Here is a 26,496-nt window from a genome sequence, read left to right as displayed (position 1 = left end):
GTGCCGGCGTGCCGCTGGTGTACGTCGATCCCGCGTACACCAGCCAGCAGTGCTCCGAGTGCGGTTGCGTAGACACAAGGGATCGGGCCTCGCAGGCCCGGTTCCGGTGCAGGTCGTGCGGCGTCGTTGCGCACGCCGACCTGAACGCTTCCCGCAACCTCGCCCACAAGGGCGAGGTTGCGTGGATTGCGGGGCGTGAGTCGCGCGGCCCAGCCGCCGCGTAGGCGGCTCAGACGCGGGAGACCACGCGACAGCCAGTCGCGCCCTACCCGCAAGTTCGGTCCTTCAGGACCGGGTTAAGTTGACCCGAACGACTTTCACGCCCAATCCCGTACCCCTGCGGGGACTACCGGGTCTGTCAGACGAACGTTTGACAGACCCGGCGGTCGGGACGGGTCAGGCAGCCTTTCCGGGCAGCCGCCAGATCTGGTTCTTCTTGGTGCTGAGCGCGCTGGCGGCGTCACAGGTCCACTGGTGGATCAGTGCGCCCGGCGAGGTCGACACGGTGCTGACGTCGACACACTTGCCGCTGTGGACCGCGACCAGCTGGTAGTCCTGGCTGTTGCCCAGCGCGGTGACCGGGTTGAGGGTGAACTGCTGGTTGGTGCCGCCGCTGCAGGTGTACTGGATGACGGCGGCGCCGTCGGCGGTGGACGCCCCCGAGACGTCCAGGCACTTGCCGCTGAGTTCGTTGACCACCGTGTAGGTGTTGGTCCTGCCGTTCACCGGCTTGAAGTCGAGCATCTGCTGGTAGCCGCCCTCGCAGGAGTACTGTTGGTACTGCATGCCGTCGGCGGTGCTGAGGTTGGTGTCGTCCAGGCACTGGCCGCTGTGCTGCACGACGGCCACGGTGGAGACAGTGTTGTTGGACGGCGGCAGCAGTGTGACGGTGTAGCCGTCCTTGGCGTTGGTCCACGGCACGCTCACCGAGGCCGCGTTGCCGCTGACGGTCAGGGTCTGGTCGGAGACGGTGACCGGGCCGGTCACGGCGCCACCGCCGTTGTAGGGGATGCGCTGGAGTATCGCGCGGACCTTGCCGCTCTCGACGACGGAGGTGGTGTCCAGGCCGGTGAGGCTGACGGTGACGGTGCCGGTGTTGCCGTTGCTGCCGAGCAGGACCTTGGCGTTCTTGGCGGTGTTGTCCTTGGTGGCCAGGCCGTCGGTGTTGGTGCCCGGGGTGAGCTTGACGATGTTGCCGCTCTGGGAGCCGTAGTAGCGGTACATGAACCACTCGCCGAGCGGCAGGTACTGACCGGAGCTGTTCTTGGTCAGCAGACCGGCCTCGTAGTCGTGCAGGTTCGACCCGGACGCCCAGTTGCCGCGCAGGCCGTCCGCGCCGGCCCGCTCCAGGCGGCCCATGAACCAGGCGCCGCCGCCGGGGGTCTGCATGGAGGGCGTGGCGTACTCGTTGATCTGGTACGCACGGGTGTTGGTCAGCCCGTGCGAGGCGAGCGTGGTGTTGGCGTTGGCGACATCGGTGACGGGGTCACCGGGTTCGTCGTGCCAGCTCCAGATGTCGGGGGCGACGTTGTTGGCCTTGACGTAGGTCAGGTAGGTGTTCCACCAGGTGTTGGAGGAGCTGGGCTGGGCGGCGATGCTGGGGCCCACGATCAGCTGGGAGGGGAACTCGGCACGGACGCGGGCGTAGAAGCGTGACCACATGGCCAGGTACTGGGTCTGCCCGGAGCCCCAGAAGTTGCTGCCGTCCGGCTCGTTCCACAGATCCCACTGGACGGTCATGTTGTTGGCTTTGACGTCCGAGACCAGCTGGCCGAGGAAGTTGTCGAAGCTCGTCCAGTCGCCGTTGTCACCGGGGAAGGACTGGCTGGTCGTGCCGTCTGCACCCCACAGGTCGTGCGGGAGCAGGATGAAGGTGCCGCCGAGCGCGACCGTGCGCTTGTACTGGGCCAGGGTGGAGGCCCAGCGGGTCTGGTAGTCGGTGAGGCTGGTGGCGTAGCCGCCGCTGTTGAGCTGGGCGCCCCCGGCCCGCATGTAGTTCCACTTGATGTCCTTGTAGAAGTGGTCCTGGGGCAGGGATCCGTTCTGGGTCATCCCGTAGATGGTGCCCGAGGCGTGATACGTGGGGGCTCCTCCGGCGGTGGAGAAGTCCACGGTGACGGAGGTGTCGGCGGCATGCGCCGTGGCGGCCGGCAGGACGGCTGTGACGAGCGAGGTGACCACTGCGGCGAGGGTGGTGGATACGCGGAAGCGGCGGGCTCCGGAGGGGACGGGCTCGCTGCCGTGTCTGGGTGGGGGAAGGAAGCGAGGTATGCGCATTGCGGGTCTCCCGAGTGTCGATACTGCTGCCTGGGCACGACCGGCCCAGGGGTCTTCAGTCGCCGACGGCTTCCACGGCCTCCACGGCCTTTCCGGTCGCGGAACGGAGCTGGTGGGCCTCGGCGAGGATGAGATAGCTGCTGGCGGTCCAGGTGTAGGCGCGGTCGCGCAGTCCGGCGCCGGTCAGGGCGTCGAAGTTCTCCGCGAAACCGTTGGTCTCGCACAGGGTGCGGAAGCGGGCGCTGATCTCGTCCGCGAGGCGCTGGTGGCCGGCCCGGCGCAGGCCGTCCTCGATGAGGACGGTGGCGGGGGCCCAGATGGGGCCCCGCCAGTAGCCGTCGGACCGGTAGTGCGGGGACGCGGGCAGTTCGGTGGCGAGCCCGTGCGGGGTGAGGTGTGCCTCGATCCGGTCGGCGAGCACGGCACTGATGTGGTCGGGCAGGTGCTCGCCCAGCGCGATGGGCATCAGCTCGAGCAGGCTGGAGCCGCTCCAGGTGCTGCCGGTCCGCACCCCGCGCGCCTGGAACCGGTCGCCGGTCCAGAGCTGGTCCAGCATCGCGCTCTGTGTCGCTGCGGCGGTCCGGGACCAGCTGTCGGCTTCGTCGGGCAGGCCGAGTTCGGCGGCCAGTTCGGCGAGCTGGTGGAGCTGGAGGGTGAGGAACGCGGCGAGGTCGGCGGTGACGGTCACGCGCTCCGGGTCGAAGACCGTGGCGTTGTCCCAGCCGCTGTCGTTGCCGTGCTGGTAGTGCGGCAGGGCCGAGCCGGGCGCGCGTCGGGCGGTGAGCCAGAAGTCGGTCCAGCGCCCCAGCCTGCGGTAGGCCTCGGTCAGTTCGGCGCGGCCAAGGGGCTCGGGGAGCCGCCGGCGCAGCAGACCCAGGGCCCAGCCGTGGATGGGCGGTTTGACGAAGTTGTAGAGCACCTCGGAGTGGGTGACCGAGTCCGGCAGCGCCCCGCTGCTGTCCTGATGGTCGAAGATCAGCGAGAACTGGTCCCAGGCCAGTTCGGGCCGCCCGGGCGCCAGAGCGAGGGCGTTGAAGCAGTGGTCCCAGCTCCAGACCTTGTCCATCCAGTGCTTGGACATCAGCACGGCGGGACGGCCGACGAAGCCGGCCGGCCGTACGGTCGCGGACCACAGGACGTAGGCGGCGAGTTCGGCGGCCGGGGTGTCGGGGGAGCGCCAGGGGGCGATGGCGTCGGTGAAGCCGGTGAAGGCGTCGTGCGCGGCCTCGGCGATCCGGTCGAACGGCGCCGCCGAGCGGTACGGCTCGCGTGCGCTGTCGAGTTCCTCGACAGCGGCCTCCCAGGTCCCGCCGGGCCCGGCCGTGACCGTGAGTCCTCGGTCGCCGCCGCCCAGCGCCTGGGCGCCGGACACGTCGGCGGCTTCGCCGGACAGTACGGTGACGCGGTAGCGGCGGCCGGTCTCGTACGAGGTGAACACATATGAGCCGTCGACCGGATCGTCGTAGAAATAGGTGCCGCTGAAGGGCGTCAGGGTGTCCGCCGCCGCCGCGATGCGCAGGGCCGGCCCGTCGCCGCGCAGGCGCACGGTGTCCGGCGCTTCGTAGACGAGGTCGATACGTCCCCCGCCGGCGCCGGTCCAGCTGAGCCGGCTGGGGGTGGCCCGCACGGTGGTCCGGGCCCGGCCGCCCCCCGGGCCGTCGAGCGGCACGAAGCGCAGGACGGCGTGCATGCCGGTCTGGTGCGAGACGAGGTGCAGGTCGTCGGCGAGCGTCTGCTCCGCCACGACGGGCGAGATGTCGAACCAGGATCCGTGCGTGCTGAACGGGATGTCGTGGACGGGAAAGGCCGGGCCGGACGGGGCGTCGGTCATCAAGCGGTACTCGTTTCTCGGGCGGGGCAAGTCAAGTCGGCGCAGGGCCGGTGCGTGCGGGCTTCACCGGCGGCGGGCCGTCAGTCCTTCACGGCTCCGGCCGTCACGCCGGCGGCTACGTAGCGCTGGGCGAGCACGAGGATGAGCGTCGCCGGGATCGAGGCCACGACGGCGGTGGCCATGATGGCGTTCCACTGCTGGTTGTTGTTGCCGATGTAGTGGTAGATGCCCAGGGTGCTCGGCTCGCCGGAGCCGCCGTTGTCGAGGGTGCTGGCGAAGATGAAGTCGGACCAGGACCACAGGAACGCGAACAGCGAGACGGTGACGACGGCGTTGCGGCTCATCGGCAGCACGATGGACCAGAAGGTGCGCAGGCTCCCGGCTCCGTCGGTCCTGGCGGCCTGGAGCAGTTCGCCGGGGATTCCGGACATGAACGCGGTGAAGATCAGGACGCCGAAGGGGACGGCCAGGGTGGAGTCGGCGACGATGAGCCCGGGGACCGACTGGAGCAGGCCGAGGCTGAGGTAGATGGCGTAGAAGCCCATCGCCATGATGATTCCCGGCACCATCTGGGCGGCCAGGAGCAGGAAGCTCAGGATTCCGCCGCCGCGCGGCCGGAGCTTGGCCAGGGCATAACCGGCGGGCGCGGCCAGCGCCACGGTCAGGACGACGGTGCCCAGGCCGATGACGAGGCTGGTGCCGAGGTAGGGCAGTTGCTGGTCGAGGACGGCGCGGTAGCCCTCCAGTGTGCCGTGGGCGGGGAACAGGTCCGGTGGGGTCTTGCGCAGGTCCTGGTCGCGGGTGAAGGAGGCGTTGAGCATCCAGTAGACCGGGAAGAGCATGATCGCGGTCAGCAGCACGCCGACGGCGGTCTTCCACCACGTACGGTTTCGGTGCCTTCGCGTCATGACAGCCCCTGCTTTCGCTGGACCCGTACGTAGAGCAGGCCGAAGGCCAGGGCGGTGACGACGAGCAGGTTGCCGACCGCCGCACCGGGGCCGAAGGCGGGGAGCAGGTTGCCGAAGCCGAGCCGGTAGGACCAGGTGGCGAAGGTGGTGGAGGAGTCGGTGGGACCGCCCTTGGTCATGATCCAGATGATGTCGAACACCTTGAGCGTGTAGACCAGGCCCAGCAGCAGGGTGATCGCCGACACCGGGCGCAGCAGCGGAAAGGTGATGTACCGGAACCGCTGCCAGGCGTCCGCGCCGTCGAGCGCGGCGGCCTCGTACAGGCTGCCGGGGATGGTCTGGAGCCCGCTGTACAGCACGACGAGGTTGAACGGGACACCGATCCAGATGTTCGCGATGATCACCGATGTCAGCGACCAGGTCGGCGAGGTCAGCCAGTTCACCGGGCCGACGCCGACGGCGTGCAGGCCCGCGTTGACGATGCCGGAGTCGCTGTTGAGCATCCACGACCAGGTGGAGGCCGACACGATCAGCGGCAGCAACCACGGCACGAGGAACAGGGCACGCAGAGTCGCCGACAGCCTGAAGTGCTGGGTGAAGAACACCGCGAGGGCCAGCCCGATGGAGTACTGGAAGACCAGTGACACGGCGGTGAACACCACAGTGTGCAGGAGCGCGGGGACGAAGGTGGGGTCGTCGAAGACGACCTGGTAGTTCTTCAGGCCGGTGAACGGCGCGTCGCCCTGGACGAAGGACCGGACGGTGTAGTTCCGCAGGCTCAGGTCGATGTTGCGGTAGAGCGGATAGGCGTAGAAGACCGCGAGGTAGACGGTCACCGGGGCGAGGAATCCCCAGGCGGCCCACTGCCCGGAGGCGGGGCGGCGGCGCCCGGCGGTGGGTGCCGGGGGCGGGGCGGCTGCGGCCGCCGCCCCGCTGCGGCCGCGCACCGGCCGGATGTCGGGCAGCTGTGTCGTGTCGTTCATCGGTGGTCGAGGGATCCCTTGCTACTTGACCGAGGACTGCGCCGTTGTGAGCGCGTCCTTCGGCGACTTGGAACCGCTCAGGGCGGCCTGGACCGCGGTCCACAACTGCTCGGAGATCTTGGGGTACTTGGTGCCCAGGTTGTCGCTGGTGCGTCCCTTGGCCGCCTTGACCGCCCCGACCCAGGCCTTCAGCTCGCTGTCCGCCGCGACCTGCTTGTCCTGGACCTCGGTGGTGGGCGCTATGTAGGACAGGGTGGTGTCGGTACTGAGCGAGTTCTGAGCGCTGGTCAGGCAGGACACGATCGTGTCGGAGGTGGCGTAGCGGGCAGTCTTGCTCTGCACCGGTACGGTGACGAACTCGCCGCCGGTCGGGGCCGCGGCGTTGCCTCCGGAGGCCGCCGGGACCGGGATGACCCCGTACCCGAAGCCGGCCTTCTTGGCGTTGGCCAGTTGCCAGGTGCCGTTCTCGGCGAAGGCGTACTTACCTGTGGCGAACTCCTGCCAGCTGGTGGTCTGGGTGTTGTTGATCACCGAGTTGGGCGCGTAGCCCTTCTTCAGCCAGTCCGTCCACAGCGAGAGCGCGGAAACGCCCTGGGCGGAGTCGAGCTTGGTCAGCTGGGCGCCCGAGCCCCAGAACCACGGCAGGAACTGGAAGCTGCCCTCCTCGGTCCCGATCGCCGAGAACGTGATGCCCTTGTCACCCGATGCCTTGGCCTTCTCCAGCGCGGCGGTGAGCGTCTTCCAGTCCTTGACCGAGGCGATGTCCACGCCGGCGGACTTGAGCACCGCCTTGTTGTAGTACAGAGCCAGGGTGTTGGCCCCGACCGGGATCCCGTACGTCTTGCCGCCCGACTGGCCGGCCGCGAGCAGGTTGGGGTCGACTTTCGAGGTGTCGATCTTGTTCTCGGCGGTCGTGGAGAGCACCCCGGCCTCCGCCAGCGTCGACACCACCGGGTTGTCGACGATGAGCACGTCCGGGGAGTTGTCCTGCTGCGCCGCCAGCAGCGTCTTGTTCGTCAGGTCGCTGGTGTCGAAGGCCGTCCGCTTGATGTGCACCCCGGCCTTGCTGCCGCAGCCGTCCAGTAGCTTCGCCCACGCCGAGGTCTTGTCGAACTGCGGGTACGGGTCCCAGATGGTGTACGTGCCGCTGCCTGCGGCGGCCTCGTTGGTGCTGCCTCCGGAAGCGGAGGAGCAGGCGGTGGCGCTGGTGGCGACGGCCACGACGGCCAGCGCGGTGGCGATGAGTCGCCGCCGGGTGGTTCTGTTCATGAACTGCACCTTTCGGTCTGGTACGGGTGGGTCGGAGCGGGCGCAATCGCCCGGCCGGTGCGCAGGCCGAGGCGGCCGCACGGGTCGAGTCGGGCCGTGCCGGTGAGGTGCGAAGCGGGGGTGCTCAGGCGGGCGCGGTGCTGGCCCGCAGCGAAATCGGAGGCGTGAGGAGGTGGTGGCGCGCAACCGCGGCGGGGTCGGCGAGCCGTTCGACGAGCAGGTCGACGGCGAGCCGGCCGAGCCGGGCCGCCGGCACGTCCGCCGCGGTGAGCTGCGGGGTGACCGTCTCGGCCCAGCGGCTCGCGGCGACGCCGGTGATCGAGAAGTCGCGCGGTACGTGGCGGCCGGCCTCGGCCAGCCCCCGGTACAGGCCCCCCAGCGCGGCCTCGTTGAGGGTGACCAGGGCCGTGGTGGCGGGGTCGTCGTGCAGGATCCGCTCCACGCACGCCTGGCCCGAGGGTGCGTCGTCGCCGCAGCAGTAGGCCCGTACGGTGAGTCCGCGTTCCGCCGCGGCCTTGGAGAACCCCTGCAGGCCCCGGTGGGCCGACTCGTACCCGGCCCGCAGCAGGGCTTCGGGCCGGTTGACGAAGGCGACGGTGCGGTGTCCCAGGTCCGCGAGGTGGTTCACGCACGACTCCACCAGGGCGGCGTGATCCAGACCGACCCACCAACCGCCCTCAGGTTTCCCGGTACGGCCGATGGCGACGAAGGGGAAGCCCACCTCGGTGAGATGGTCCACCCGGTCGTCCTCCAGCCTGATCTCCATCAGGATTGCCCCGTCCACCCGGCGCTCGCCCAGCAGTCGCTGGAACGAGCGGTCGCTGTCCATGCCGCTCGGGGAGAGCAGCACGTCGTAGTCGTGGGCTGCGGCGGCCTCGACGACGCTGCCGATGAAGTCGAGCTGCATGCCGGTGTAGTGGTGTCCGGCCGGCGGGAAGACGAGGCCGAGTGTGCTGGACCGGCCGTTGGCCAGGGCCCGCGCGCTCGCGTTGGGCTGGTAGCCCAGCTCGTCGATGACCCGCTGGATCTTGCGCCGGGTCTCCTCCGACACGGGCCGCTTGCCGCTGAGTGCGTACGAGACCGTGCTGCGCGAGACACCGGCCTGCCGGGCGATCTCACCGATGTTCACGAGGGCTCCTCGGCTCTTCGATCGAACCGGTTCGATGAATCAGCGGATGCGGGCACCGAACACGGCTTGGGCGTTGGGGGTGATGCAAGTGGATGGCACCCGGCCTGTCGAACCGGTTCGCGTTCCGTTTGAAGGTTGAAGGTAGGAGCGACCTGTACGGCTGTCAATGGATCGCGCAGTACTTCCCGTAACAACCTGGAAATCTCAACCCGGGAGCGGAAGTTGCCGTTCGAAGTCTTGACGGAGCCATGTCGGTGCTCCTACGTTCTCGGCCGACGCCACGAACGTGGTTCGGTATTACGAACGCTGGCTGTCGATGAAGGGACGCGACATGGGCCGCACCCGTTTCCGATCCTGGTTGTTCTTCACCGTCGCGCTGCGCACGGCGCCGGCGCCGGTACTCGCCGATCCCGCCGCCGGGCGCCCGTACACCAATCCGCTGAACGCGGCGAAAGGCGCCGACCCCTGGCTGCAGTATTCCAACGGGCACTACTACCTGATCACGACGACCTTCACCGGCATCCTCGGCATGCGCAAGTCACCGACCCTCGCCGGGCTGGCCAACCCTCCGAACGTACAGGTGTGGTCCGATTCCACCCCGGCCCGCGCCACCAACTTCTGGGGCCATGCTCACCGGATCCAACCTCTGCCCCACGAACTGGCTCATCGACGCGAGCGTGCTGCAAATGGACAACCGGCTGTACGTGGTGGGCAGCGGCACGACGAGCAGCGACAGCCCACCGAGCCTGGTCATCGCGCCGCTGAGCGACCCGTACACCGTCAGCGCGCCCTTCACCGTGATCTCCACAGCGACGCTGAGCCGGGAGACTCAGGGCGCCGCCGTCAACGGGGCGGCCGGACATTCCTGACCTACGCCGCAAGCGCCTGCGACACCCCCGACTACGCCGCGGGCGTCTACGGCCCCGACCACAACGGCTTCTTCACCTCACCGGACGGCACCGAGAACTGGATCGTCCACCACGCCAACGACTCCACGTCGGGCAAGTGCGGCAACGGACGCACCTCCCGCGCCCAGAACTTCACCTGGAACGCGGACGGCACCGCGCACTTCGGCACCCCGGTCGCGTACGCCTTGGTCAACCGCAACAGCGGCAAGTGGCGCGTGGAGGACCTCGGCCGACACCAGCCGCCTGATCAACGTGACCACCGGCAAGGTGCTGGACGTCAGCGGCTGTAGGACCGCCGACGGCACCGACATCCAGCAGTGGTCGTGGCTCAACAACAAGTGCCAGCGCTTCCGGCTGGTCTTCACCGACACCGGTGACTACGTACGGTTCGTCAACGAGAACAGCGGCAAGGTCGCCGACGTCGCCAACTGCGGCACCGCCGACAGCACCGACGTACGCCAGTGGACCTGGCTCGCCGACGACTGCCAGAAGTGGCAACGCACACCCGCCGACTGACGTTCCCTCAAGGAGAGATGACCATGACCTCAGTAAGACTCGCACGGCACGGCTTACGGGGAGCGGCAGGGGCGATGCTCGCCCTGCTGATATCCCTCGCCGCGCTGCTCGCCCCGGCCGCCCTGCTGGGCGCCGGCCCCGCTCACGCGGCCGCCCCGCCGGCCGGCTCCGCATCCCGGTACACGATGACGTCGTTCACGTACGCCAGCGAGACCAGCATGAACGTGTACGACTCGCCGGACGGCACGGGCTTCAGCACCGTGAAGGCCCCCGCCTACAGCCCGCCGAGCGGCTACCTTCGTGACCCCAGCATCTTCAAACACACCGACGGTTACTACTACGTCACCTACACGCCCCAGACCTTCTCGCTCAGCAACAACTACATCGGTTTCGCGCGCAGTTCCGACCGGGTGAACTGGACGTTCCTCGGCAATGTCACCCTCGGGCTGTCCGGGATCACGAACGCGTGGGCCCCGGAGTGGTTCGTCGACAGCGACGGCAGCGTCAACATCATCGTCTCCCTGCACCTGAGCTCCGACGCCTCGGGCGCCTTCTACCCCTACCGGATCACAGCCACCAACGCCGCCCTGACCTCCTGGTCCACCCCGACCAAGCTGAGCGGCATAACCAACAGCTACATCGACACGGACATCGTGAGGATCGGCTCGACGTACCACGCCTTCCTCAAGAGCACCTCCACCAAGTCCATCGACTTCGCCACCGCCACCTCCCTCGGCGGCCCCTACACCATCACCAAGACCGGCAACTTCGTCGACTACGACGGCGAGGGCCCGACGGTGGTGCAGCTCGACAACGGCGGCTACCGCCTCTACTTCGAGGCTTACCAGCAACACAAGGCGTACTTCACGGACAGCTACGACACCTTCGGGACCTGGACCACGCCTACCGAGATCCCCGGCCTGTCCGGCACCGTCAAGCACTTCACCGTCTACAAGGAGACCGTCTCCGGCGGTGCGACCCTCCCCCTGAACACCACCCGGTCACTGCAGTCCGTCAACTACCCGGACCGGTACGTCCGGACCCGCTCCGACTCCCTCGGTTACCTCGACCAGGTGAGCGCGAGCAGCGACGCCGCGACCAGGCAGAGCGCGACCTTCACCACCGTGCCCGGCCTGGCGGACGCCAACTGCTACTCGCTGCGCGCCTCGGACGGCCGCTACCTGCGGCACTACTCCTTCCGGGTGCGCCTGGACGCCAATGACGGCACCGGTGTCTTCGCCAAGGACGCCACCTTCTGCGCCCGGCCCGGCACCGCCTCCGGCTCCGTACGGCTGGAGTCGTACAACTTCCCCGGCCGCTACATACGCCACCGCGCCTACGAGCTTTGGGTGGACCCGTACGAGGACAGCGACCTGTTCCGCGCGGACAGCAGCTTCACGGCGGTGACGTCCCTGGCCTGAAAGCCCGTGTGTACGGTCGTCGACCGCTAGGAGCCTGAAGATTGGGACTCATCGCATGCGGTGGCCGAGGGAGACGACCCTCGTTGCCGGTAGCAACGATCCCGTCAAACCTCGAAGACCGCATCGACGAACGCGGGCGGTTGAGGGGCGAGTTGGGCAGCGGTTGACCCCGTACGGGTGACCCGTCCCGCCACGGGTGTGCCGTACGGGCTCAGAGGACGAGGTGAGGCTACTCGTCCTCGCCGGATCCCGGTCCCGTGTCGCCGGACGTGGCGGACGGCAACCGCTCGCGGATCGCGTCCATCACCGTCGAGTCGGTGAGCGTCGTGACATCGCCCAGGGACCGGTTCTCGGCGACATCGCGCAGCAGCCGCCGCATGATCTTGCCCGACCGGGTCTTGGGCAGTTCGGCGACCAGCATCAGCTGCCGCGGCCGGGCGATCGGCCCGATCTCCTTGGCCACGTGTGCCCGCAGCTCCTGCGCCAGTTCGTCACCACCGGACCCGTCGCCGCGCAGGATGACGAACGCGACGATGCCCTGCCCGGTGGTCGGGTCGGTGGCGCCCACCACGGCGGCCTCGGCGACCAGCGGGTGGGACACCAGGGCGGACTCCACCTCGGTGGTGGAGATCCGGTGTCCGGAGACGTTCATCACGTCGTCCACCCGGCCCAGCAGCCAGATGTCGCCGTCGTCGTCCTTCTTGGCGCCGTCCCCGGCGAAGTAGCGGCCTGGGAAACGCGACCAGTACGTGTCGATGTACCGCTGTTCGTCGCCCCAGATGGTGCGCAGCATCGACGGCCATGGCTCGGTCAGCACCAGGTACCCGCCCGAACCGTTCGGCACGGGGGCGCCGGTGTCGTCGACGACCTCGGCGCTGATGCCGGGCAGCGCACGCAATGCGGAGCCGGGCTTGCAGGTGCTCACCCCGGGCAGCGGGCTGAGCATGTGCGCGCCGGTCTCGGTCTGCCACCAGGTGTCCATCACCGGGCAGCGGTCCCCGCCGATGGCCTGCCGGTACCACATCCACGCCTCGGGGTTGATCGGCTCACCGACCGAGCCGAGCAGCCGCAGCGAGGAGAGGTCGTAGCGGGCCGGGATCTCCTCGCCCCACTTCATGAAGGTGCGGATGGCGGTCGGCGCGCAGTAGAGGATCGACACCCCGTACTTCTGCACGATCTCCCACCAGCGGCCCTGGTGCGGGGTGTCCGGCGTGCCCTCGTAGAGCACCGAGGTGACGCCGTTGGCCAGCGGCCCGTAGACGATGTACGAGTGGCCGGTGACCCAGCCGATGTCGGCCGCGGTCCAGTACACGTCCCGTTCCGGCTTGACGTCGAAAACGGCCCAGTGCGACCAGGCGACCTGGGTGAGGTAGCCGCCAGTGGTGTGCAGGATGCCCTTGGGCCGGGCCGTGGTGCCCGAGGTGTACATGATGTAGAGCGGGTGCTCGCTGTCGAACGCCTCGGGTTCGTGCTCGGCGGACTGGGCGGCGACCAGGTCGTGCCACCACACGTCCCGGCCCTCGGTCCAGCCCACCTCCTGGCCGGTGCGACGCACCACCAGGACGCTGCGTACGTCTGGGCACTCCTCCAGGGCGGTGTCCACCGCGGGCTTGAGGGCCGAGGGTGCGCCCTTGCGGTAGCCGCCGTCCGCGGTGATCACCACCCGCGCGTCGCAGTCCTGGATCCGGCCGCGCAGGGCGTCGGCCGAGAAGCCGCCGAAGACCACCGTGTGCGGGGCGCCGATGCGTGCGCAGGCCAGCATCGCCACCACCGTCTCGGGGATCATCGGCAGGTAGATCGCCACGCGGTCGCCGGCTTGCACCCCGAGGGACAGCAGGGCGTTCGCCGCCCGGCAGACGTCGTCCTTGAGGCCGGCGTACGTCAGCGTGCGGGTGTCGCCCGGCTCGCCCTCCCAGTGGAAAGCGATCCGGTCGCCGTGCCCGGCGCGCACATGCCGGTCGAGGCAGTTGTACGCCACGTTGAGCCGGCCGCCGGTGAACCAGCGGGCGAACGGCGCCCGGCTCCAGTCGCGTACCTGCGTCCACGGCTCGGCCCAGTCCAGGCGGGCCGCCTGGGTGGCCCAGAACGCCTCCCCGTCGGCGGCCGCCTCCTCGTAGGCGGCCGCGGTGACGTTCGCCTCGGCCGCCAGCTTCGCCGGGGGTGGGAAGCGCCGCTCCTCCCGCGACAGATTGGCGAGCGTCTCCCCACTCATGAGTGGGTTCCTTCCACCGGGACCGGTCCGCCGCGCCCGATACGGAGCGCGCCGCTGAGCGGGACGAGCGGGACGATCGAGCGCTTCCAGGTGGAGTTGCTGACGACGGCGAACGAGGCGTACCAGGCGAGGACCGCGGTCACCAGGCCGAGCCAGCCGCCCACCTTGGCGGTGCCGGTGGACTCGGCGAACTCGGCGACGGTCAGCACGATGAAGGTCGCCGACAAAGCCACGAAGACCGCCAGCAGCGCGGCGTTCGTCCGCAGTGCGGCGACCGTCATGTAGACCGTGAAGATCGCCCAGACCAGCAGGTAGAGCCCGGTGGCCTGGTTCGCCTTGTCAGGCGGCAGGTCCCCCACGACGAACTTCACGTAGGCGGCGTACGACAGCCAGAACGCGCCGTACGAGCCGAACGCGGTCGCGCCGAAGGTGTTGCCCTTCTTGAACTCCCACATGCCCGCCAGCACTTGGAGCAGCCCGCCGTAGAACAGTGCGAGCGGCAGCACCACCGTGAGCAGGCTGGCGTCGATGAGGCCGGCGTTGAAGGAGCTGAGGACGAACGTGGTGGCGGCGAATGCGGCGAGGCCGAGGGGGCCGGGGTCGGCGATGGTGTCCGGGGCCGGCGCGGGGGTCGCATCGGGGATGCTCATCTGCGGTTTCCCTCCTCATTGAGGAATGGCAGTGGTGTGCGGGAGCCATGTCCGGTTCCCGGGGACACGCTAGGAACGCAAGCGCGGGCCCGGCCAGCGATGCGGCGCTGGAGTCGCCCAGCGGTGCGGTCGGCTCGCCGGACGGTCCGTCCGGCACGCCCAGCGGTCGTGCGGTGCCGGCCCGGCGGTCGGGGCGGCCGTACGCCGGTCAGCGCGTGGGCGGCAGCGAGCCCACCTCTTCGGGCAGGTGCATCCGCAGCATGACCCGGTCCACGGCCGCCGCCGATATCCGGTGCTTGGACAGCAGCGACACCGTGATCATGACGGCGAACGCCACCGGCACCGTCCATGCCGCGGGCTGTTCGAGCAGCGTGCCGGTCCAGCCCCGGCCGGGTCCGCGCACACTGGTCAGCACCACCACGGTGGCGGCGAGGCCGCCACCGGTCACCAGGCCGAGCAGCGCGCCCAGGTCGGTCAGGCCGCGCCACCAGATGCCGAGCACCAGCAGTGGGCAGAACGACGAGGCGGCGACCGCGAACGCCAGCCCGATGGCGTCGGCCACCGGCAGCCCGCCGGTCGCCGTCGCCATCACCAGCGGCGGCACCCCCGCGAGCAGCGAGGCCCAGCGGAAGCCGCGCTTCGAGCCACGCAGCAGATCCTGCGACACCACGCCGGCCACCGACACGGTCAGCCCCGACGCGGTGGACACGAAGGCCGCGAAGGCCCCGGCTGTGACCAGGGCCGTGAGCAGCCGGCCGCCCTCACCCGCATCGGCGATCTGCGGTAGCACCAGTACCGCGGTGTCCGTCTGCCCGGTGAGCAGCAGTTGCGGTGCAAGGACTCTGCCCAGTGCCCCGTAAATCGTCGGCAGCAGGTAGAAGACGCTCAGCAGGACGAGGACCAGGAGCGTGGTACGCCGGGCCGCCCGCCCGTCCGGGTTGGTGTAGAAGCGAACGAGGACATGCGGCAGGCCCATCGTGCCCAGGCAGGTGGCCAGCAGGATCGAGTACATCGCGTACAGCGGGTGGGAGCGCCCGCCGGCTCCGGACAGCGGGCTGGCCCACATCGCGCCCGTCGCGGGTTGCAGGCCCTCCTTGTGCGGTACGGGTGCGCCCGCGGGGAAGGTCAGGCGCGCCCCGCCCGCAGCCGCGTGCTCGCCCTCGGCGAGCCGCACCGGCCGGGCCGCCGCGCCGTACACGGTCCCGTCGAGCCCGCCGCGGACCACCACTGTCACCGACGACCGGACGTCGAAGCGGACCGGGTCCTGGATCGGTACCACCGTGGTGTGCGTGAACCGCGGGGTGTCGGGGCCGGTCAGGGCCGGGGCCCCGGCCGACCGCCAGGCCAGCACCAGGAACACCGCGGGCACCGCGATGGCGGTGAGTTTCAGCCAGAACTGGAAGCCCTGGACCAGGGTGACGCTGCGCATCCCGCCCGCCGCCGCGACACCGACCACCACGACCGCGACCACCACCGCGCCGACCCACCGGGGCAGGCCGGTCACCGTCTCCAGGGTCAGGCCCGCCCCCTGCAACTGCGGCACCAGGTACAGCCAGGCGATGACCGCGACGAGCACGCTCGCCACCCGCCGGACCGCCGTGGAGCCGAGCCGTTCCTCGGCGAAGTCCGGCAGGGTGTAGGCGCCGGAGCGGCGCAGCGGTGCCGCCACCATCAGCAGCAGCACCAGGTATCCGGCGGTGTAGCCCACCGGATAGGCGAGCATGTCCACCCCGTACGCCATCACGAGTCCGGCGACGCCGAGGAAGGACGCCGCCGACAGGTACTCGCCGCCGATCGCCGAGGCATTCCACAGCGGGGAGACCTCTCGCGACGCCACGTAGAAGTCCGAGGTGGCCCGGGACAGCCGCAGCCCGTAGACGCCGAACGCCACGGTCGCCACCAGGACGACGGCCAGGGCGGTCAGGCCGAGTGCCGGATTCATCCGGCACCGGGGCGGGACCCGGGTTCGGAAGCGGGGCTTGAGCCTGACCCGGCAGCTGGACCTCGATCCGAGCCTGCCCCCGCATCCGGGCCGTTCAGCAGCTCGGTGAAGTCACGCTCCACTCGCTCCGCATACCGTACGTGGAACCGCGCCACCCCCACCAGCAGCGGATAGGCGACGATCCCGAGCAGCAGCCAGGCCAGCCGGATCCCGAAGACCTCCGCCGTCCGCAGTCCCGGCGCAAGGGCGAACGCCGCGGGCAGCCCGCCGAGCACTCCCGCCAGCACGGCCAGCACCCCGACCGACAGCCGCAGCTGGTCGCGGACCAGCGAGCGTACGTAGACCTGGCCGAGCCGCGGCTGCGCGTGCAGATCCTCCGCTCCGGCGCGCGCGGAGTAACCGCCGGTCCGGCGGCGGCGTGGGCCGGAGACCGCGACCCGGCGTGGGGGCGGCTCCGGTATGCCGCTCATGACGGGCTGCCCGGCGCGGTCGCCCATCGGCCGAGCCGGTCGCGCAGCTCGCGGCTGTGGCGGCGGCTGACCGGAAGTTCGCGGCCTGTCACCCGAACCGTCCAGTGCCCGGCGTCCGAGCGCAGTTCCTCCACGTGCCGGAGCGAGACGAGGTAGCGCCGGTGGATGCGCAGGAAGCCGTGCGGCACCCAGCGCTCCTCCAGCACCGCCAGCGAGATCCGCACCAACGGAGCGTTGCCGCCCGCGTGCAGGCGTACGTAGTCGCCCTGGGCCTCGGCGTACGCCACCTCGTCGCGCGTAAGGAAACGGGTTACGCCACCCAGGTCCACCGGGATCCGTTCGGCGGACCGGTCCGGGCCGGCGGCGCCCGGTGTGTCACCCGGTGCGCCGCCCGGTGTGTCGCCGCCTGCGGTGAGTTCGGCGACCCGGCGTACGGCCTCGGCCAGGCGTTCCCGGCCCACCGGTTTGAGCAGGTAGTCACACGCCTTGAGGGCGAAGGCGTCCACGGCGAAGTCCTCGTAGGCGGTGACGAAGACGACGGCCGGCGGGTGCGCGAACCGGCTCAGCACCCGGACCAGGTCGAGGCCGTCGAGGCCCGGCATGCGGATGTCGAGGAACACCGCGTCCACCGTGTCGTCCTCCAGCAGTCGCAGCGCCGCGTCACTGCTGCCCGCAGCCAGCACCCGCCCGATCCGCCGGTCGCCGCGCAGCAGGTACGTCAGGTCCTCCAGCGCGGGCGGCTCGTCGTCCACGGCCAGGATCTTCAGCGGCTTCATGACGCGTGCACTCCGTTCCGGTACTTCGGCACCCGGACGTTGACCTTGGTCCCGGCGCCCGGGGCGGTCTCCACGACCAGGCCGTACTCGTCGCCGAACACCGTGCGCAGCCGCTCGTCGACGTTGCCCAGGCCCAGCGAGTCCCCTTCGGCCTCGCCCGCGAGCTGTGCCCGCACCTGCTCCGGATCCATACCGACCCCGTCGTCCTCCACACTGATCCAGCACTCGGCGCCCGCGTCCACGGCCCGGATCGTAACCCGGCCGGGCGCCGGCTTGGGACCCAGGCCGTGGCGTACGGCGTTCTCCACGATCGGCTGCAGGCACAGGAACGGCACCGCGACCGGCAGCACCTCGGGGGCGATCAGCAGGTCCACCCGCAGCCGGTCGCCGAACCGGGCGCGCTCCAGCCGGAGATAGCGGTCCACCGAGCGCAGCTCTTCGGCGAGAGTGCTGAACTGGCCGTGCCGGCGCAGGCTGTAGCGGGTCAACTCGGCAAATTCCAGCAGCAGTTCGCGGGCCTGGTCGGGGTCGGTACGGACAAAGGAGGCGATCGCGGTGAGCGAGTTGTAGACGAAGTGCGGGGAGATCTGGGCCCGCAGCGCGCGCAGCTCCGCCTCCATCATCCGGGTGCGGGAGCGGTCGAACTCGGCGAGTTCGAGCTGGGCGATGACCCAGTGGGCCACCTCGCCCGCGGCGCGGACCAGGCCGGCCGACACCTGCCGCCCGTACGCCGACAGCGCGCCGACCACGAGGCCGTCCACCACCAGCGGCACCACGACAGCGTTACGGATCGGGCAGTCGACGTCACCGCACTCGATGGCCTCCACGGGCACCACCCAGGGACGTCCGGCGTGTATCGCGTCCTTGGCGTGCTCGACCGCCTGCGCCGCGTGCCGCCTGCCTGGGCCCTCCCAGGCGAGCAGCACCCCGTCGCCGACGACGGCCAGCGCCGGGGTGCCCAGCAGGGCCCGCAGGTGCCGCGCCGCCCGGCGCGCGGACTCCGGGGTGAGTCCGTCGCGCAGCGGCGGAGCGGCCAGCGAGGCGGCGTGCAAGGCGGCGAAAGCCGCGCGATCGGCGGGGGTTCCGAAGCCCCTGCGGCCGCGAACCAGCCAGAACAGCACCGCCGCGGCGCCAGCGATCACCAACGTGACGGATACCACGGTGATCACCGAACCCATGGCCCGCATTATCACCACGCCCGGCGGCGGCGGACAACCGCCTGGACCAGGCGGTTATTTTCGCGGGGGGGGGGGGGGGGGCGTCCCGGGCGGCATCGCTCACCGACAGCACGCGCCGGGCCTCGACCAGGAAGGCCCGGCCCGCAGGCGTCAGCTCGACCCGGCGGGCGCTACGCACGAACAGATCGGCACGCAGTTCACGTTCGAGCGACCGGATCGAGGCCGACAGTCCGGACTGGGCGACGTGCATGCGCTTGGCCGCGCGCGTGAAGGGGCGCTCCTCGGCAACGGTGACGAAGCACTCAAACTGCCGCAACTTCCACGATTAATCACTCCCGCTGCTCAAAGGCATCAGATTCCGCTGTTGGACGGCTTAATCCTCGATGAGCAGACTCTGAATCGGATCCCGACCCTGGAGGTAGACCGATGGAGTACCGCACCTTGGGCAGCACCGGCACAGTGGTGTCGACGCAGTGTCTGGGCACGATGACGTTCGGCAAGGAGAGCAGCGAGGAGGTGTCCCACGCCCAGCTCGACCGGTTCGTCGAGCGGGGCGGGAACTTCGTCGACACCGCCGACGTCTACTCCCGCGGGGTGTCGGAGGAGATCATCGGCCGCTGGCTGGCGGCTCGGCCGGGGGTGCGGGACCAGTTGGTCATCGCGACGAAGGGACGCTTCCCGATGGGGGACGGGCCCAACGCCGCCGGCTTGACGCGCACTCATCTCTCCCGGGCACTGGACGCGAGCCTGCGGCGGCTCGGGGTCGAGACCATAGACCTCTACCAGGCGCACGCCTGGGATCCGCTGACCCCGGTCGAGGAGACACTCGGCTTCTTCGACGACGCGGTGCGCGACGGCAAGATCCGGTACGCGGGCGTCAGCAACTTCCTCGGCTGGCAGCTTCAGAAGGCGTCGCTGTTGGCGCAGTTCCGTGGGCTCGCGCCGATCGTGACACTGCAGCCCCAGTACAACCTGCTGATCCGCGACATCGAGTTCGAACTGGTGGACGTCTGCCGCAACGAGAACATCGGGATCCTGCCGTGGTCGCCGTTGGCCGGTGGCTGGTTGACCGGGAAGTACCTGCGCGACCAGAGCCCGACCGGTGCGACCCGGCTCGGTGAGGATCCGCGGCGTGGCATGGAGGCCTACGCCCCGCGCAATGCGCAGGAGCGCACGTGGCAGGTCATCGACGCGCTACGGCAGGTCGCCCAGGGACGCGGGGTGTCCCTGGCACAGGTGGCACTGGCCTGGGTCGCGGACCGGCCCGCAGTCACCTCGGTCATCCTCGGTGCGCGCACGCTCGGACAGCTCGACGACAACCTTGCCGCCGCCGACCTGCACCTGTCGCAGAAGGAGACAGCGCAGCTCACCGAGGCCAGCTCACCGATCGTGTCCGACTATCCGTACGGCACCCCGGGTGTCCAGCAGCGCTCGCGCGCCCTGAACACCTCCAGCTGACGGGCGATCATGACCATCGGCTCGGGACGGCTCGGCTCGGAGCGCCCCGCTCTGCTCGCACTTGCCGTCGGCGGGTTCGCCATCGGCACGGGCGAGTTCGTGATGCTGGGGCTCCTTCCCCAGGTGGCCGCAGACCTGTCGGTGCCGGTTCCGCAGGCCGGCCAGCTGATCGCCGCCTACGCGCTCGGGGTGGTGGTGGGCGCGCCACTGCTCACCGCCGCCTCAATGCGCCACCGTCGCAAGACCGTGCTGATCGTGCTCATGGGCTGGTATGCGGCGGGCAACCTGCTCTCGGCGGTCGCCCCGACCTTCGGTCTGGTGATGCTCGCCCGGTTCGCGACCGGCCTGCCGCACGGCGCGTTCTTCGGCGCCGGGGCGGTCGTTGCGGGATCCCTGGTCCACGAGTCCCGCCGGAACACAGCCATGGCGGTGATGTTCGCCGGTCTCACTGTCGCCAACATCGTCGGAGTGCCGCTGACCACACTCCTGGGCCAGCACTCCGGTTGGCGGCTGGTCTACGCGATCGTCGGCCTGATCGCGGCAGCCGCTGTGGCCGCGATCGCCCGCGCCGTGCCCTCCGCGCCGGCCTCCGCCCAGCGGGGGGCACTGCGAGCCGAACTGCGCACCTTCACCGAACCGGAGGTCTGGCTCGTCCTCGGCACCGCCATGCTCGGCGGCGGCGGGCTGTTCGCCACCTTCAGTTACATCGCACCGATGATGACCGACATCACCGGCTACGCCGATTCGAGCGTGACCTGGCTGCTGGTCCTCTTCGGACTCGGCATGACCGCGGGCAACCTGGCCGGGGCGCGACTGTCCGACCGCTTCCCGGCGCGAACCCTCCTGCTGTCCATGATCGCTGAGTTCGCGGTCGCGCTCGCCTTCATCGGCGCGGACCACAACCGGGTCACCGCGGCGCTCCTCGTCTTCCTGTTCCCGCTGACCGCGCTCGCCGGCCTGCCGGCATTGCAGGGCCGGGTCATCGCCATCGCGGGCGGCGCGCCCAACCTGGCCGCGGCATCCCTCCAGGCGGCGTTCAACATCGCCAACTCCCTCGGTGCCTATCTCGGCGGCCTGGCCATCGAGGCGGGCCTGGGATACAACTCACCCAACGCCGTCGCCGCCGTGCTCGTCGCCGCCGGCCTCATCCTGGCGGCAGGCGCCGTCCGCGTGGAGCGTCGCCGTTCCGCACACCACGACACCCGTGGCGCCACCAGCGACGACACCGCAATCGAGGCTCTGAGCGAAGTCGAACGTGCACGGCTGGAGCGCCGCCCCTCCCTTGAACGAGGATGATGCCGGCGGAGATCGCAGAGTCGGCCGACGTCTCGGTCAACACCTTCTACAGCTACTTTCCGGCCAAGGATGACCTCTTCCCGGAGCGCGCCCGGCCGGGCGCCACCCGCCGGTCGCGCTTTGTGCGCGATCGCCGGGTCGGCGAGTCGGCCGCAGTGGCGGTGCGCTCGGTGACGCGGTCGACGCGCGCGCTCCCGAACTGGGACTGGTCTGCCCTCATCCAGCGCCCCGAGCGTTGTGACCTTCGAGGTCAGCGCGGCTGGCAACAGGACGGCGGGTATCCACGGACGTGTGCCGGACGCCTGTCGAAAAGCTGTCATTGACTTCAACATGGCCGTCGAGTTCGCGGAGCTTGGCAAAAACTCCCCGCCGAGCGGCCCGCAGGAGACCTGGCACATCACCATCCTGGCCAATTGCCCGACGAATGGCTTTATTCACGAATCGTGGTTCTGGCTCAACAACTGCACTCGACGGGGTGGCAGCGTGGGGTCTTCCGCCGACGGGCGGGCGGGCCTGTCGCCCGCGAGGCTGGCCTTGGTGTCGGTGCTGCAGTGCGCGGAGAACCTCACCGACCGGCAGGCCGCCGAGACGGTCCGCCGCCGATTGGACTGGAAGTGCTGCTGGGGCCTGGAGCTGGATGATCCGCGCTTCGACCATTCGGTGCTGAGCGAGTTCGATGTCACAGCCAGTCACGGCCCCGCGCAAGTGGATCAGAACCGCTTGTCACGACGCCGTCAACCTGACCGCCCGCGCGTTGCCGGGTGATCGTCGAGGGCGGAGAATGGAGTCCCAGACGTGTGCCTCAGCCTCAGGAAGGGAGCTTCCGATGGCATGGCGTATCGAGGGGACGTATTTCGAGAACTGCAATTGCAATATGGTGTGTCCCTGCTCCACCTCCGGCCTCTCGGCTCCGGCAGACTACGACCGCTGTCAGGTGGTCCTGGCCTTCCACCTCGACTCCGGCCAGGTCGACGATGTCGACGTGAGCGGCCTGACGGTCGCCGTGGTGGCCGATACCCCGCCGCTCATGAGCGAAGGCAACTGGCGGCTGGGCATGATCATGGACGAGGCCGCCTCGCCGGAGCAGGCCGAAGCGCTCGGGGCGGTCTTCTCCGGTCAGCGCGGCGGCCCGATGGAGGACCTCGGACCGCTGGTCGGCGAGATGCTCGGGCTGGAGGTCGCCCGGATCGACTACGCCGATGACGGCCGGAGCCACCGCGTGACGATCGGCGACGCGATCGCCATCGAAGTCGAGGACTTCGTCTCCCCGCTCGACGCGACCGGAAAGGGCGTAAGGGTCAGCGGGGTCGGATTCCCTGCGGACACCCTCGCGGCCGGAGTCGCGACGAGGTCGCGGGTGAACGCCTTCGGCCTTGAGTTCGGAAACGAAGGGAAGAACGCCTTCTCGGCGCCGTTCTCCTGGGCGGCCTGAATGTCGCCACCGCTTGCTCGACGGGCCGTCGTCCCGGCGAGCTGGGCCGCGCTACTGGCTGCGGCAGCGCTGGCCTGGGTTCTGACGGTCCGCAGCTCGTCCGGCATGGCGCCCGGGCCAGGCACCATGGGGCGCGACCTGTGGGGATTCCTGGCCCTGTGGGGGCTGATGATGGCCGCGATGATGCTCCCCGCCGTCACGCCCGTCGTCTCGTTGTATCTGCGGACACTGCGCGCCCACGCGACGGGTTGGACGCGCGCAGGCCGCAGCACCGGCCTGGTCGTCGGCTACCTGTGCGCGTGGGAGGCCTTCGGGCTGGCCGCGTTCGGCGCGGCCTGGGCGGGCGGCGAACTCGCCACCAGGGCGCCGAGCGCCGCGCCCTGGGTCGGCGCCCTCTTGCTGGCGGGGGCCGGCCTGTACCAGGTGACCCCGCTCAAGGACCGCTGCCTGAGCCACTGTCGCTCCCCAGTCGGTTTCCTCATGCACTTCGGCGGCTACTCCGGGCGGCTGCGTGACCTGCGCGTCGGCCTCTATCACGGCGGTTACTGCGTCGGCTGCTGCTGGGGCCTGATGGTCGTCTTGATCGTGGTCGGCGTGATGAACCTCGCCTGGATGGCCGGTCTGGCCATGGCCGTGTTCCTAGAGAAGACCTGGCGCCGCGGCAAGGCGTTCAGCCTCGTTCTGGGCGTCGCCCTGATCGGCTACGCCTGCTTCGTGCCCTGGAACCCGAGCCTGATCCCAGGACTGCACGTGCCGCCGACCATGCCCATGTGAGCGACTCTTCGCCGGGAAGAAAGCGTTCATCCGGAGGACCGGTCACGCGCCGCACGCTGCTCCGAGAAGCGTGCCGTGGCGCGTCCTGCCGGGGAGGTGCCACGGCACGCTGCCGTGACCCAGCCGTCGATGTTGGACCGGATGCCGCTCGCATTCAAAATAGAACACGCGCACGATGCGGCTGTGCGGCCCACCGACCTTCCCCGCGGGCAGGACGGCGACCGCGCCTGGTCGGGCCAGGCGAGCCTGTGGCCGGGTCAGGTTGCTTGGCGCCGCGCCTGAGCTCGAAGAAGGTCCGGCGATGGCACTCCTGGGCCGGGCATATGAACCGGGCACGAGCACGTCGATCACGGCCCGGTGCCCGAACACCGCCACGTCGGCCAGGCGCCTGCGGTACCCGCCGTGGACACGGTCCGAAACCGTGTCCCGCACCCCGGGCACACGGCCTGCCGTGTCGCGGTACGTGCCGAGAAGGTCATCAGTCCGTCGTCCACCACGACGTCGTCCACCATCACCGTCGACAGGTGGGGGAAGGCGGTCGAGAGCACGCTGCAGTCACACGAACGCCCATCCTTCCAGGCGTCCGTGACGGCAAGTCACGGCTCCACAACAAGTGGATCAGAACCGTTGCGATTCCCCGCTCGCGGTCATTTGGCGGGGAGTCATCTGGCCACGAAAGCCACAGTGTCTGATCTGTGCGGCGGGCGTCCTGGGGCTGCCCCTGGGTGGTGGCCTGGGTCATGATGATGGTCATGACCTTGTCGACGGCGTTCACGAAGTTGTTCGGTGTGCGGCATCCGATCGCGCTGGCGCCGATGGGGGGTTCGGCCGGTGGTGAACTGGCGGCGGCCGTCTCACGCGGCGGCGGGCTCGGGTTGCTGGGCTCCGGGAACGGGGACGCGGACTGGCTGGCCCGTGAGCTGCCCATCGTGGCGCAGGGCACCGCGGGCCCCTGGGGTGTCGGCCTCTTGACCTGGGCGATCGACGTCGGGGCGGTCGAGCGGGTATTGGAGCACGGCCCCAGGGCGGTGATGTTGTCCTTCGGGGACCCGAGCCCTTTCGCCGAGCGCATCCGCCGGGCGGGCGCGGCACTGATCATTCAGGTCACCAGTGTGGAGGAGGCCAGGCAGGCGGTGGATCTGGGCGCCGACGTGATCGTGGCGCAGGGCACGGAGAGCGGTGGACACGGCGCCCGGCACGGACGGTCCACCTTGCCGTTCGTGCCGCTGGTGGTGGACCTGGCGGCACCCGTGCCCGTGCTCGCGGCCGGCGGGATCGCCGACGGCCGCGGCGTGGCCGCGGCCCTGGCCCTGGGCGCGGCGGGGGCGCTCATCGGCACCCGCTTCCAGGCCACGGCGGAAGCCCTGGTCCATCCGTCGATCGCAACCGCGATCGTCGAGGGACGCGGGCAGGACACCGAACGCAACCGCGTCCTCGACATCGCCCGCAGCTCCCGGTGGCCCTCGCAGTACACCGCTCGCACTCTGGGCCATCGCTACCTTGACCAATGGCGGGGCCGGGAAGCGGGACTCGCTGCGGATCCCCAGGCGCAGCGGGCTTACCAGGACGATGTGGCACGAGGCGAGGTTCCCCCGCTGCCCGTGTGGGCCGGCGAGGCGGTCGACCTCATCACCGACCTCCCACCTGCAGCCGACCTCGTCGCCACCCTGGCCGCGCAGGCCGAGGACGCCCTGAGCCGAGCCGGGAGGCACTGACCGAGAGCGCCCGCCAGGCGCGGCCACCACCGGCCTTACCGGCCACGGGTTCGTAGCGGCGGTGGAGTCGGCGGCAGCCGGCGAGCCACGCCACGGACGGTTCTACGACCCCGCGGTGACGGCCCAGACGGGTGGAGGACTCAATGCCGCGTCGGGCCAGGCGGTGCGTGATGGTCCCCCTCTGCCTCCGCACGTGATCCGCCGGACTGCCCGGTGCCGGGTCGGCGGGCAGTGATCTTTTCGGGTGAAATATCTGGATTCTGTGGCGTGTCGGGTATGGCTTCGCTGTCGCGCGGTTACACCTCCATCGCCGCCGCCTTGCCGGGAACATGTCGAGTCCAGGAGATGGGGGCGGCGTTGTCATGTAAGGCCGGGAGTCATGGTGGCTCCCAGCGCGAAAAGCGAGGACAAGAGATGACACGCCGCAAGACGATCACGACCGCGATACGCCCCCTGGCCACGGTGGCGCTGGCCGGCTCGATACTGGCCTTCCCCGCCGTGGCGCCCGCCCAGGCGGCGGGCACGGTGACCGTGGCCTGCAGCGCGACGGCCGGGGCAGACCTGGCCCACGCGATCGACGCCGCCTCCAGCGGCGACACCCTGGTCCTCGCCGACCACTGCGTCTACTCCCTGACCACGGCGGCGGCCGGCGAGGACGGCTTGCCCCGGATCGAAAAGAAGCTCACCATCGAAGGCCACAACGCCACCATCCGGCGCGACGCCACCGCCTCCTTCCGTATCGTCGACGTCGGCGCGAGCGGGAACCTCACGCTGAAGGACCTCACCGTCGCCAACGGCTCGGTCGCCACCATGGGCGGCGGCATCCTGGTCCAGAGCGGCGGCGTCATCGTCGGCAACGCCGTCACCATCCAGAGCAACACAGCGGCCATCGGCGGCGGTCTGCACGTCGCCCTGGGCGGCTCCGCCAATTTCACCGGCGGCAGCATCAGCGGCAACGTCAGCAGCACGGGCCCGACCGTCGGCGTCAGCGCCGTTGGCCCGGCCACGCTCAGCGGCACGGTGGTCGTCGGCAGCCTGGTGCAGATCGGCGCGGTTGTCCACGAAGCGGCGAACGCCAACGTCGGTATCGACGAGGATGTCAATGCGGGTGTCAACGCCGGGGTCGACGCGGGCGTCGACGCCGGGATCAATGCGGGTGTCAACGCCGGGGGCATCGTCGGCGTCAACACCGGCATCGGAATCCTGGCCAACTGAAGCGGCGTCGTGAGCCCGCTCGGGCTGTTCGGGCTGTTCCGTGAGCGGGTGCCTGCCGCAAGAGCGTGGGGTTTACCCAAGGCCCCGTAGTTAGCGTTTTCGCAGGTCATGCAAGCTAGTTGAAGTATTTCGGACG

At 70.0% G+C, this 26,496-nt stretch carries 21 protein-coding genes and 5 pseudogenes; 12 read left to right on the top strand and 14 right to left on the bottom strand.

Translation table 11 applies throughout. From position 1 onward, the window contains the following. Positions 1-8 precede the first annotated feature (8 nt). Positions 9-224 carry a transposase gene (locus ACFXJ5_RS14105; protein WP_384630622.1) on the top strand — a complete coding sequence of 72 codons (216 nt, stop codon included), beginning with the start codon at positions 9-11 and terminating at the stop codon, positions 222-224. A gap of 172 nt (positions 225-396) precedes the next feature. Here the strand turns inward: ACFXJ5_RS14105 and ACFXJ5_RS14100 are convergent, their stop codons facing one another. The 6 genes from ACFXJ5_RS14100 to ACFXJ5_RS14075 all read right to left on the bottom strand — a co-directional run bounded on the left by ACFXJ5_RS14100 (position 397) and on the right by ACFXJ5_RS14075 (position 8,397). Next, positions 397-2,277, bottom strand: coding sequence for an RICIN domain-containing protein (locus ACFXJ5_RS14100; protein WP_384630621.1), 1,881 nt, complete (start codon positions 2,275-2,277; stop codon positions 397-399). A 55-nt stretch (positions 2,278-2,332) separates the two neighbouring features. Further along, entirely contained in the window at positions 2,333-4,108 is a 1,776-nt protein-coding gene (locus tag ACFXJ5_RS14095) for an amylo-alpha-1,6-glucosidase (RefSeq protein ID WP_384630620.1), read from the bottom strand. A gap of 80 nt (positions 4,109-4,188) precedes the next feature. Next, entirely contained in the window at positions 4,189-5,016 is an 828-nt protein-coding gene (locus tag ACFXJ5_RS14090; RefSeq protein WP_384630619.1) for a carbohydrate ABC transporter permease, read from the bottom strand. Continuing rightward, complete coding sequence (locus ACFXJ5_RS14085) at positions 5,013-5,999, bottom strand: carbohydrate ABC transporter permease (RefSeq protein WP_384630618.1); 987 nt, start codon at positions 5,997-5,999, stop codon at positions 5,013-5,015. The genes ACFXJ5_RS14090 and ACFXJ5_RS14085 overlap by 4 nt, the downstream gene beginning before the upstream one ends. Positions 6,000-6,020: 21 nt before the next feature. Continuing rightward, positions 6,021-7,268: an extracellular solute-binding protein gene (locus ACFXJ5_RS14080; protein WP_384630617.1), complete on the bottom strand. Its 1,248-nt coding sequence runs from the start codon at positions 7,266-7,268 to the stop codon at positions 6,021-6,023. Between the two features lie 124 nt (positions 7,269-7,392). Further along, entirely contained in the window at positions 7,393-8,397 is a 1,005-nt protein-coding gene (locus ACFXJ5_RS14075) for a LacI family DNA-binding transcriptional regulator (RefSeq protein ID WP_384630616.1), read from the bottom strand. A gap of 316 nt (positions 8,398-8,713) precedes the next feature. On the opposite strand from ACFXJ5_RS14075, the pseudogene ACFXJ5_RS14070 reads away from it, so the two are divergent. The 3 genes and pseudogenes from ACFXJ5_RS14070 to ACFXJ5_RS14060 form a co-directional block, all read left to right on the top strand. Then, positions 8,714-9,400, top strand: a pseudogene (locus ACFXJ5_RS14070) (glycoside hydrolase family protein); the annotation flags it as partial. Between the two features lie 172 nt (positions 9,401-9,572). Next, positions 9,573-9,821, top strand: coding sequence for an RICIN domain-containing protein (locus tag ACFXJ5_RS14065; RefSeq protein ID WP_384630730.1), 249 nt, complete (start codon positions 9,573-9,575; stop codon positions 9,819-9,821). Between the two features lie 23 nt (positions 9,822-9,844). Then, positions 9,845-11,242: a glycoside hydrolase family 43 protein gene (locus tag ACFXJ5_RS14060; protein WP_384630615.1), complete on the top strand. Its 1,398-nt coding sequence runs from the start codon at positions 9,845-9,847 to the stop codon at positions 11,240-11,242. 229 nt (positions 11,243-11,471) lie between these two features. On the opposite strand, the gene acs is transcribed toward ACFXJ5_RS14060, so the two are convergent. The 7 genes and pseudogenes from acs to ACFXJ5_RS14025 form a co-directional block, all read right to left on the bottom strand. After that, the gene (gene acs, locus ACFXJ5_RS14055) at positions 11,472-13,454 is read right to left on the bottom strand and encodes an acetate--CoA ligase (RefSeq protein WP_384630614.1); all 1,983 of its coding nucleotides are present in this window, start codon (positions 13,452-13,454) and stop codon (positions 11,472-11,474) included. Next, entirely contained in the window at positions 13,451-14,104 is a 654-nt protein-coding gene (locus ACFXJ5_RS14050; protein WP_384630613.1) for an acetate uptake transporter, read from the bottom strand. The genes acs and ACFXJ5_RS14050 overlap by 4 nt, the downstream gene beginning before the upstream one ends. 208 nt (positions 14,105-14,312) lie before the next feature. Next, positions 14,313-16,046, bottom strand: a complete 1,734-nt coding sequence (locus ACFXJ5_RS14045; protein ID WP_384630612.1) for a cation acetate symporter — start codon at positions 16,044-16,046, stop codon at positions 14,313-14,315. Beyond that, complete coding sequence (locus ACFXJ5_RS14040) at positions 16,043-16,516, bottom strand: hypothetical protein (RefSeq protein WP_384630611.1); 474 nt, start codon at positions 16,514-16,516, stop codon at positions 16,043-16,045. The genes ACFXJ5_RS14045 and ACFXJ5_RS14040 overlap by 4 nt, the downstream gene beginning before the upstream one ends. Next, positions 16,513-17,292, bottom strand: coding sequence for a LytR/AlgR family response regulator transcription factor (locus tag ACFXJ5_RS14035; protein WP_384630610.1), 780 nt, complete (start codon positions 17,290-17,292; stop codon positions 16,513-16,515). The genes ACFXJ5_RS14040 and ACFXJ5_RS14035 overlap by 4 nt, the downstream gene beginning before the upstream one ends. Then, positions 17,289-18,479 (bottom strand): sensor histidine kinase, encoded by a 1,191-nt coding sequence (locus tag ACFXJ5_RS14030; RefSeq protein WP_384630609.1) that lies wholly within the window; start codon positions 18,477-18,479, stop codon positions 17,289-17,291. Before ACFXJ5_RS14030 ends, ACFXJ5_RS14035 begins: the two co-directional genes overlap by 4 nt. A gap of 70 nt (positions 18,480-18,549) precedes the next feature. Then, positions 18,550-18,786 (bottom strand): annotated as a pseudogene (locus ACFXJ5_RS14025) (LysR family transcriptional regulator); the annotation flags it as partial. 110 nt (positions 18,787-18,896) lie between these two features. On the opposite strand from ACFXJ5_RS14025, the gene ACFXJ5_RS14020 reads away from it, so the two are divergent. The 7 genes and pseudogenes from ACFXJ5_RS14020 (at position 18,897) to ACFXJ5_RS13990 (ending at position 25,145) form a co-directional block, all read left to right on the top strand. Beyond that, the gene (locus ACFXJ5_RS14020) at positions 18,897-19,928 is read left to right on the top strand and encodes an aldo/keto reductase (protein WP_384630608.1); all 1,032 of its coding nucleotides are present in this window, start codon (positions 18,897-18,899) and stop codon (positions 19,926-19,928) included. A gap of 9 nt (positions 19,929-19,937) precedes the next feature. Further along, positions 19,938-21,224, top strand: coding sequence for an MFS transporter (locus tag ACFXJ5_RS14015; RefSeq protein ID WP_384630607.1), 1,287 nt, complete (start codon positions 19,938-19,940; stop codon positions 21,222-21,224). Positions 21,225-21,229: 5 nt separating this feature from the next. Beyond that, a pseudogene (locus ACFXJ5_RS14010) lies at positions 21,230-21,388 on the top strand (TetR family transcriptional regulator); the annotation flags it as partial. A gap of 328 nt (positions 21,389-21,716) precedes the next feature. Beyond that, positions 21,717-21,899, top strand: a pseudogene (locus tag ACFXJ5_RS14005) (transposase); the annotation flags it as partial. A gap of 106 nt (positions 21,900-22,005) precedes the next feature. Continuing rightward, positions 22,006-22,656: a DUF1326 domain-containing protein gene (locus ACFXJ5_RS14000; protein ID WP_384630606.1), complete on the top strand. Its 651-nt coding sequence runs from the start codon at positions 22,006-22,008 to the stop codon at positions 22,654-22,656. After that, a complete protein-coding gene (locus ACFXJ5_RS13995; protein WP_384630605.1) occupies positions 22,657-23,430 on the top strand; it encodes a DUF2182 domain-containing protein in 774 nt (257 codons plus the stop codon). It begins immediately after the preceding gene. A 752-nt stretch (positions 23,431-24,182) separates the two neighbouring features. After that, positions 24,183-25,145: an NAD(P)H-dependent flavin oxidoreductase gene (locus ACFXJ5_RS13990; RefSeq protein WP_384630604.1), complete on the top strand. Its 963-nt coding sequence runs from the start codon at positions 24,183-24,185 to the stop codon at positions 25,143-25,145. A 49-nt stretch (positions 25,146-25,194) separates the two neighbouring features. Here ACFXJ5_RS13990 and ACFXJ5_RS13985 read toward each other — a convergent pair. Continuing rightward, positions 25,195-25,332, bottom strand: a pseudogene (locus ACFXJ5_RS13985) (IS5/IS1182 family transposase); the annotation flags it as partial. A 227-nt stretch (positions 25,333-25,559) separates the two neighbouring features. Here ACFXJ5_RS13985 and ACFXJ5_RS13980 point away from each other — a divergent pair. Further along, positions 25,560-26,360: a hypothetical protein gene (locus ACFXJ5_RS13980; RefSeq protein ID WP_384630603.1), complete on the top strand. Its 801-nt coding sequence runs from the start codon at positions 25,560-25,562 to the stop codon at positions 26,358-26,360. Positions 26,361-26,496 lie beyond the last annotated feature (136 nt).

Source organism: Streptomyces sp. NPDC059373 (assembly GCF_042751495.1).
Classification (GTDB): Bacteria; Actinomycetota; Actinomycetes; order Streptomycetales; family Streptomycetaceae; genus Actinacidiphila.
This window is presented reverse-complemented; position numbering and strand designations above follow the sequence as displayed.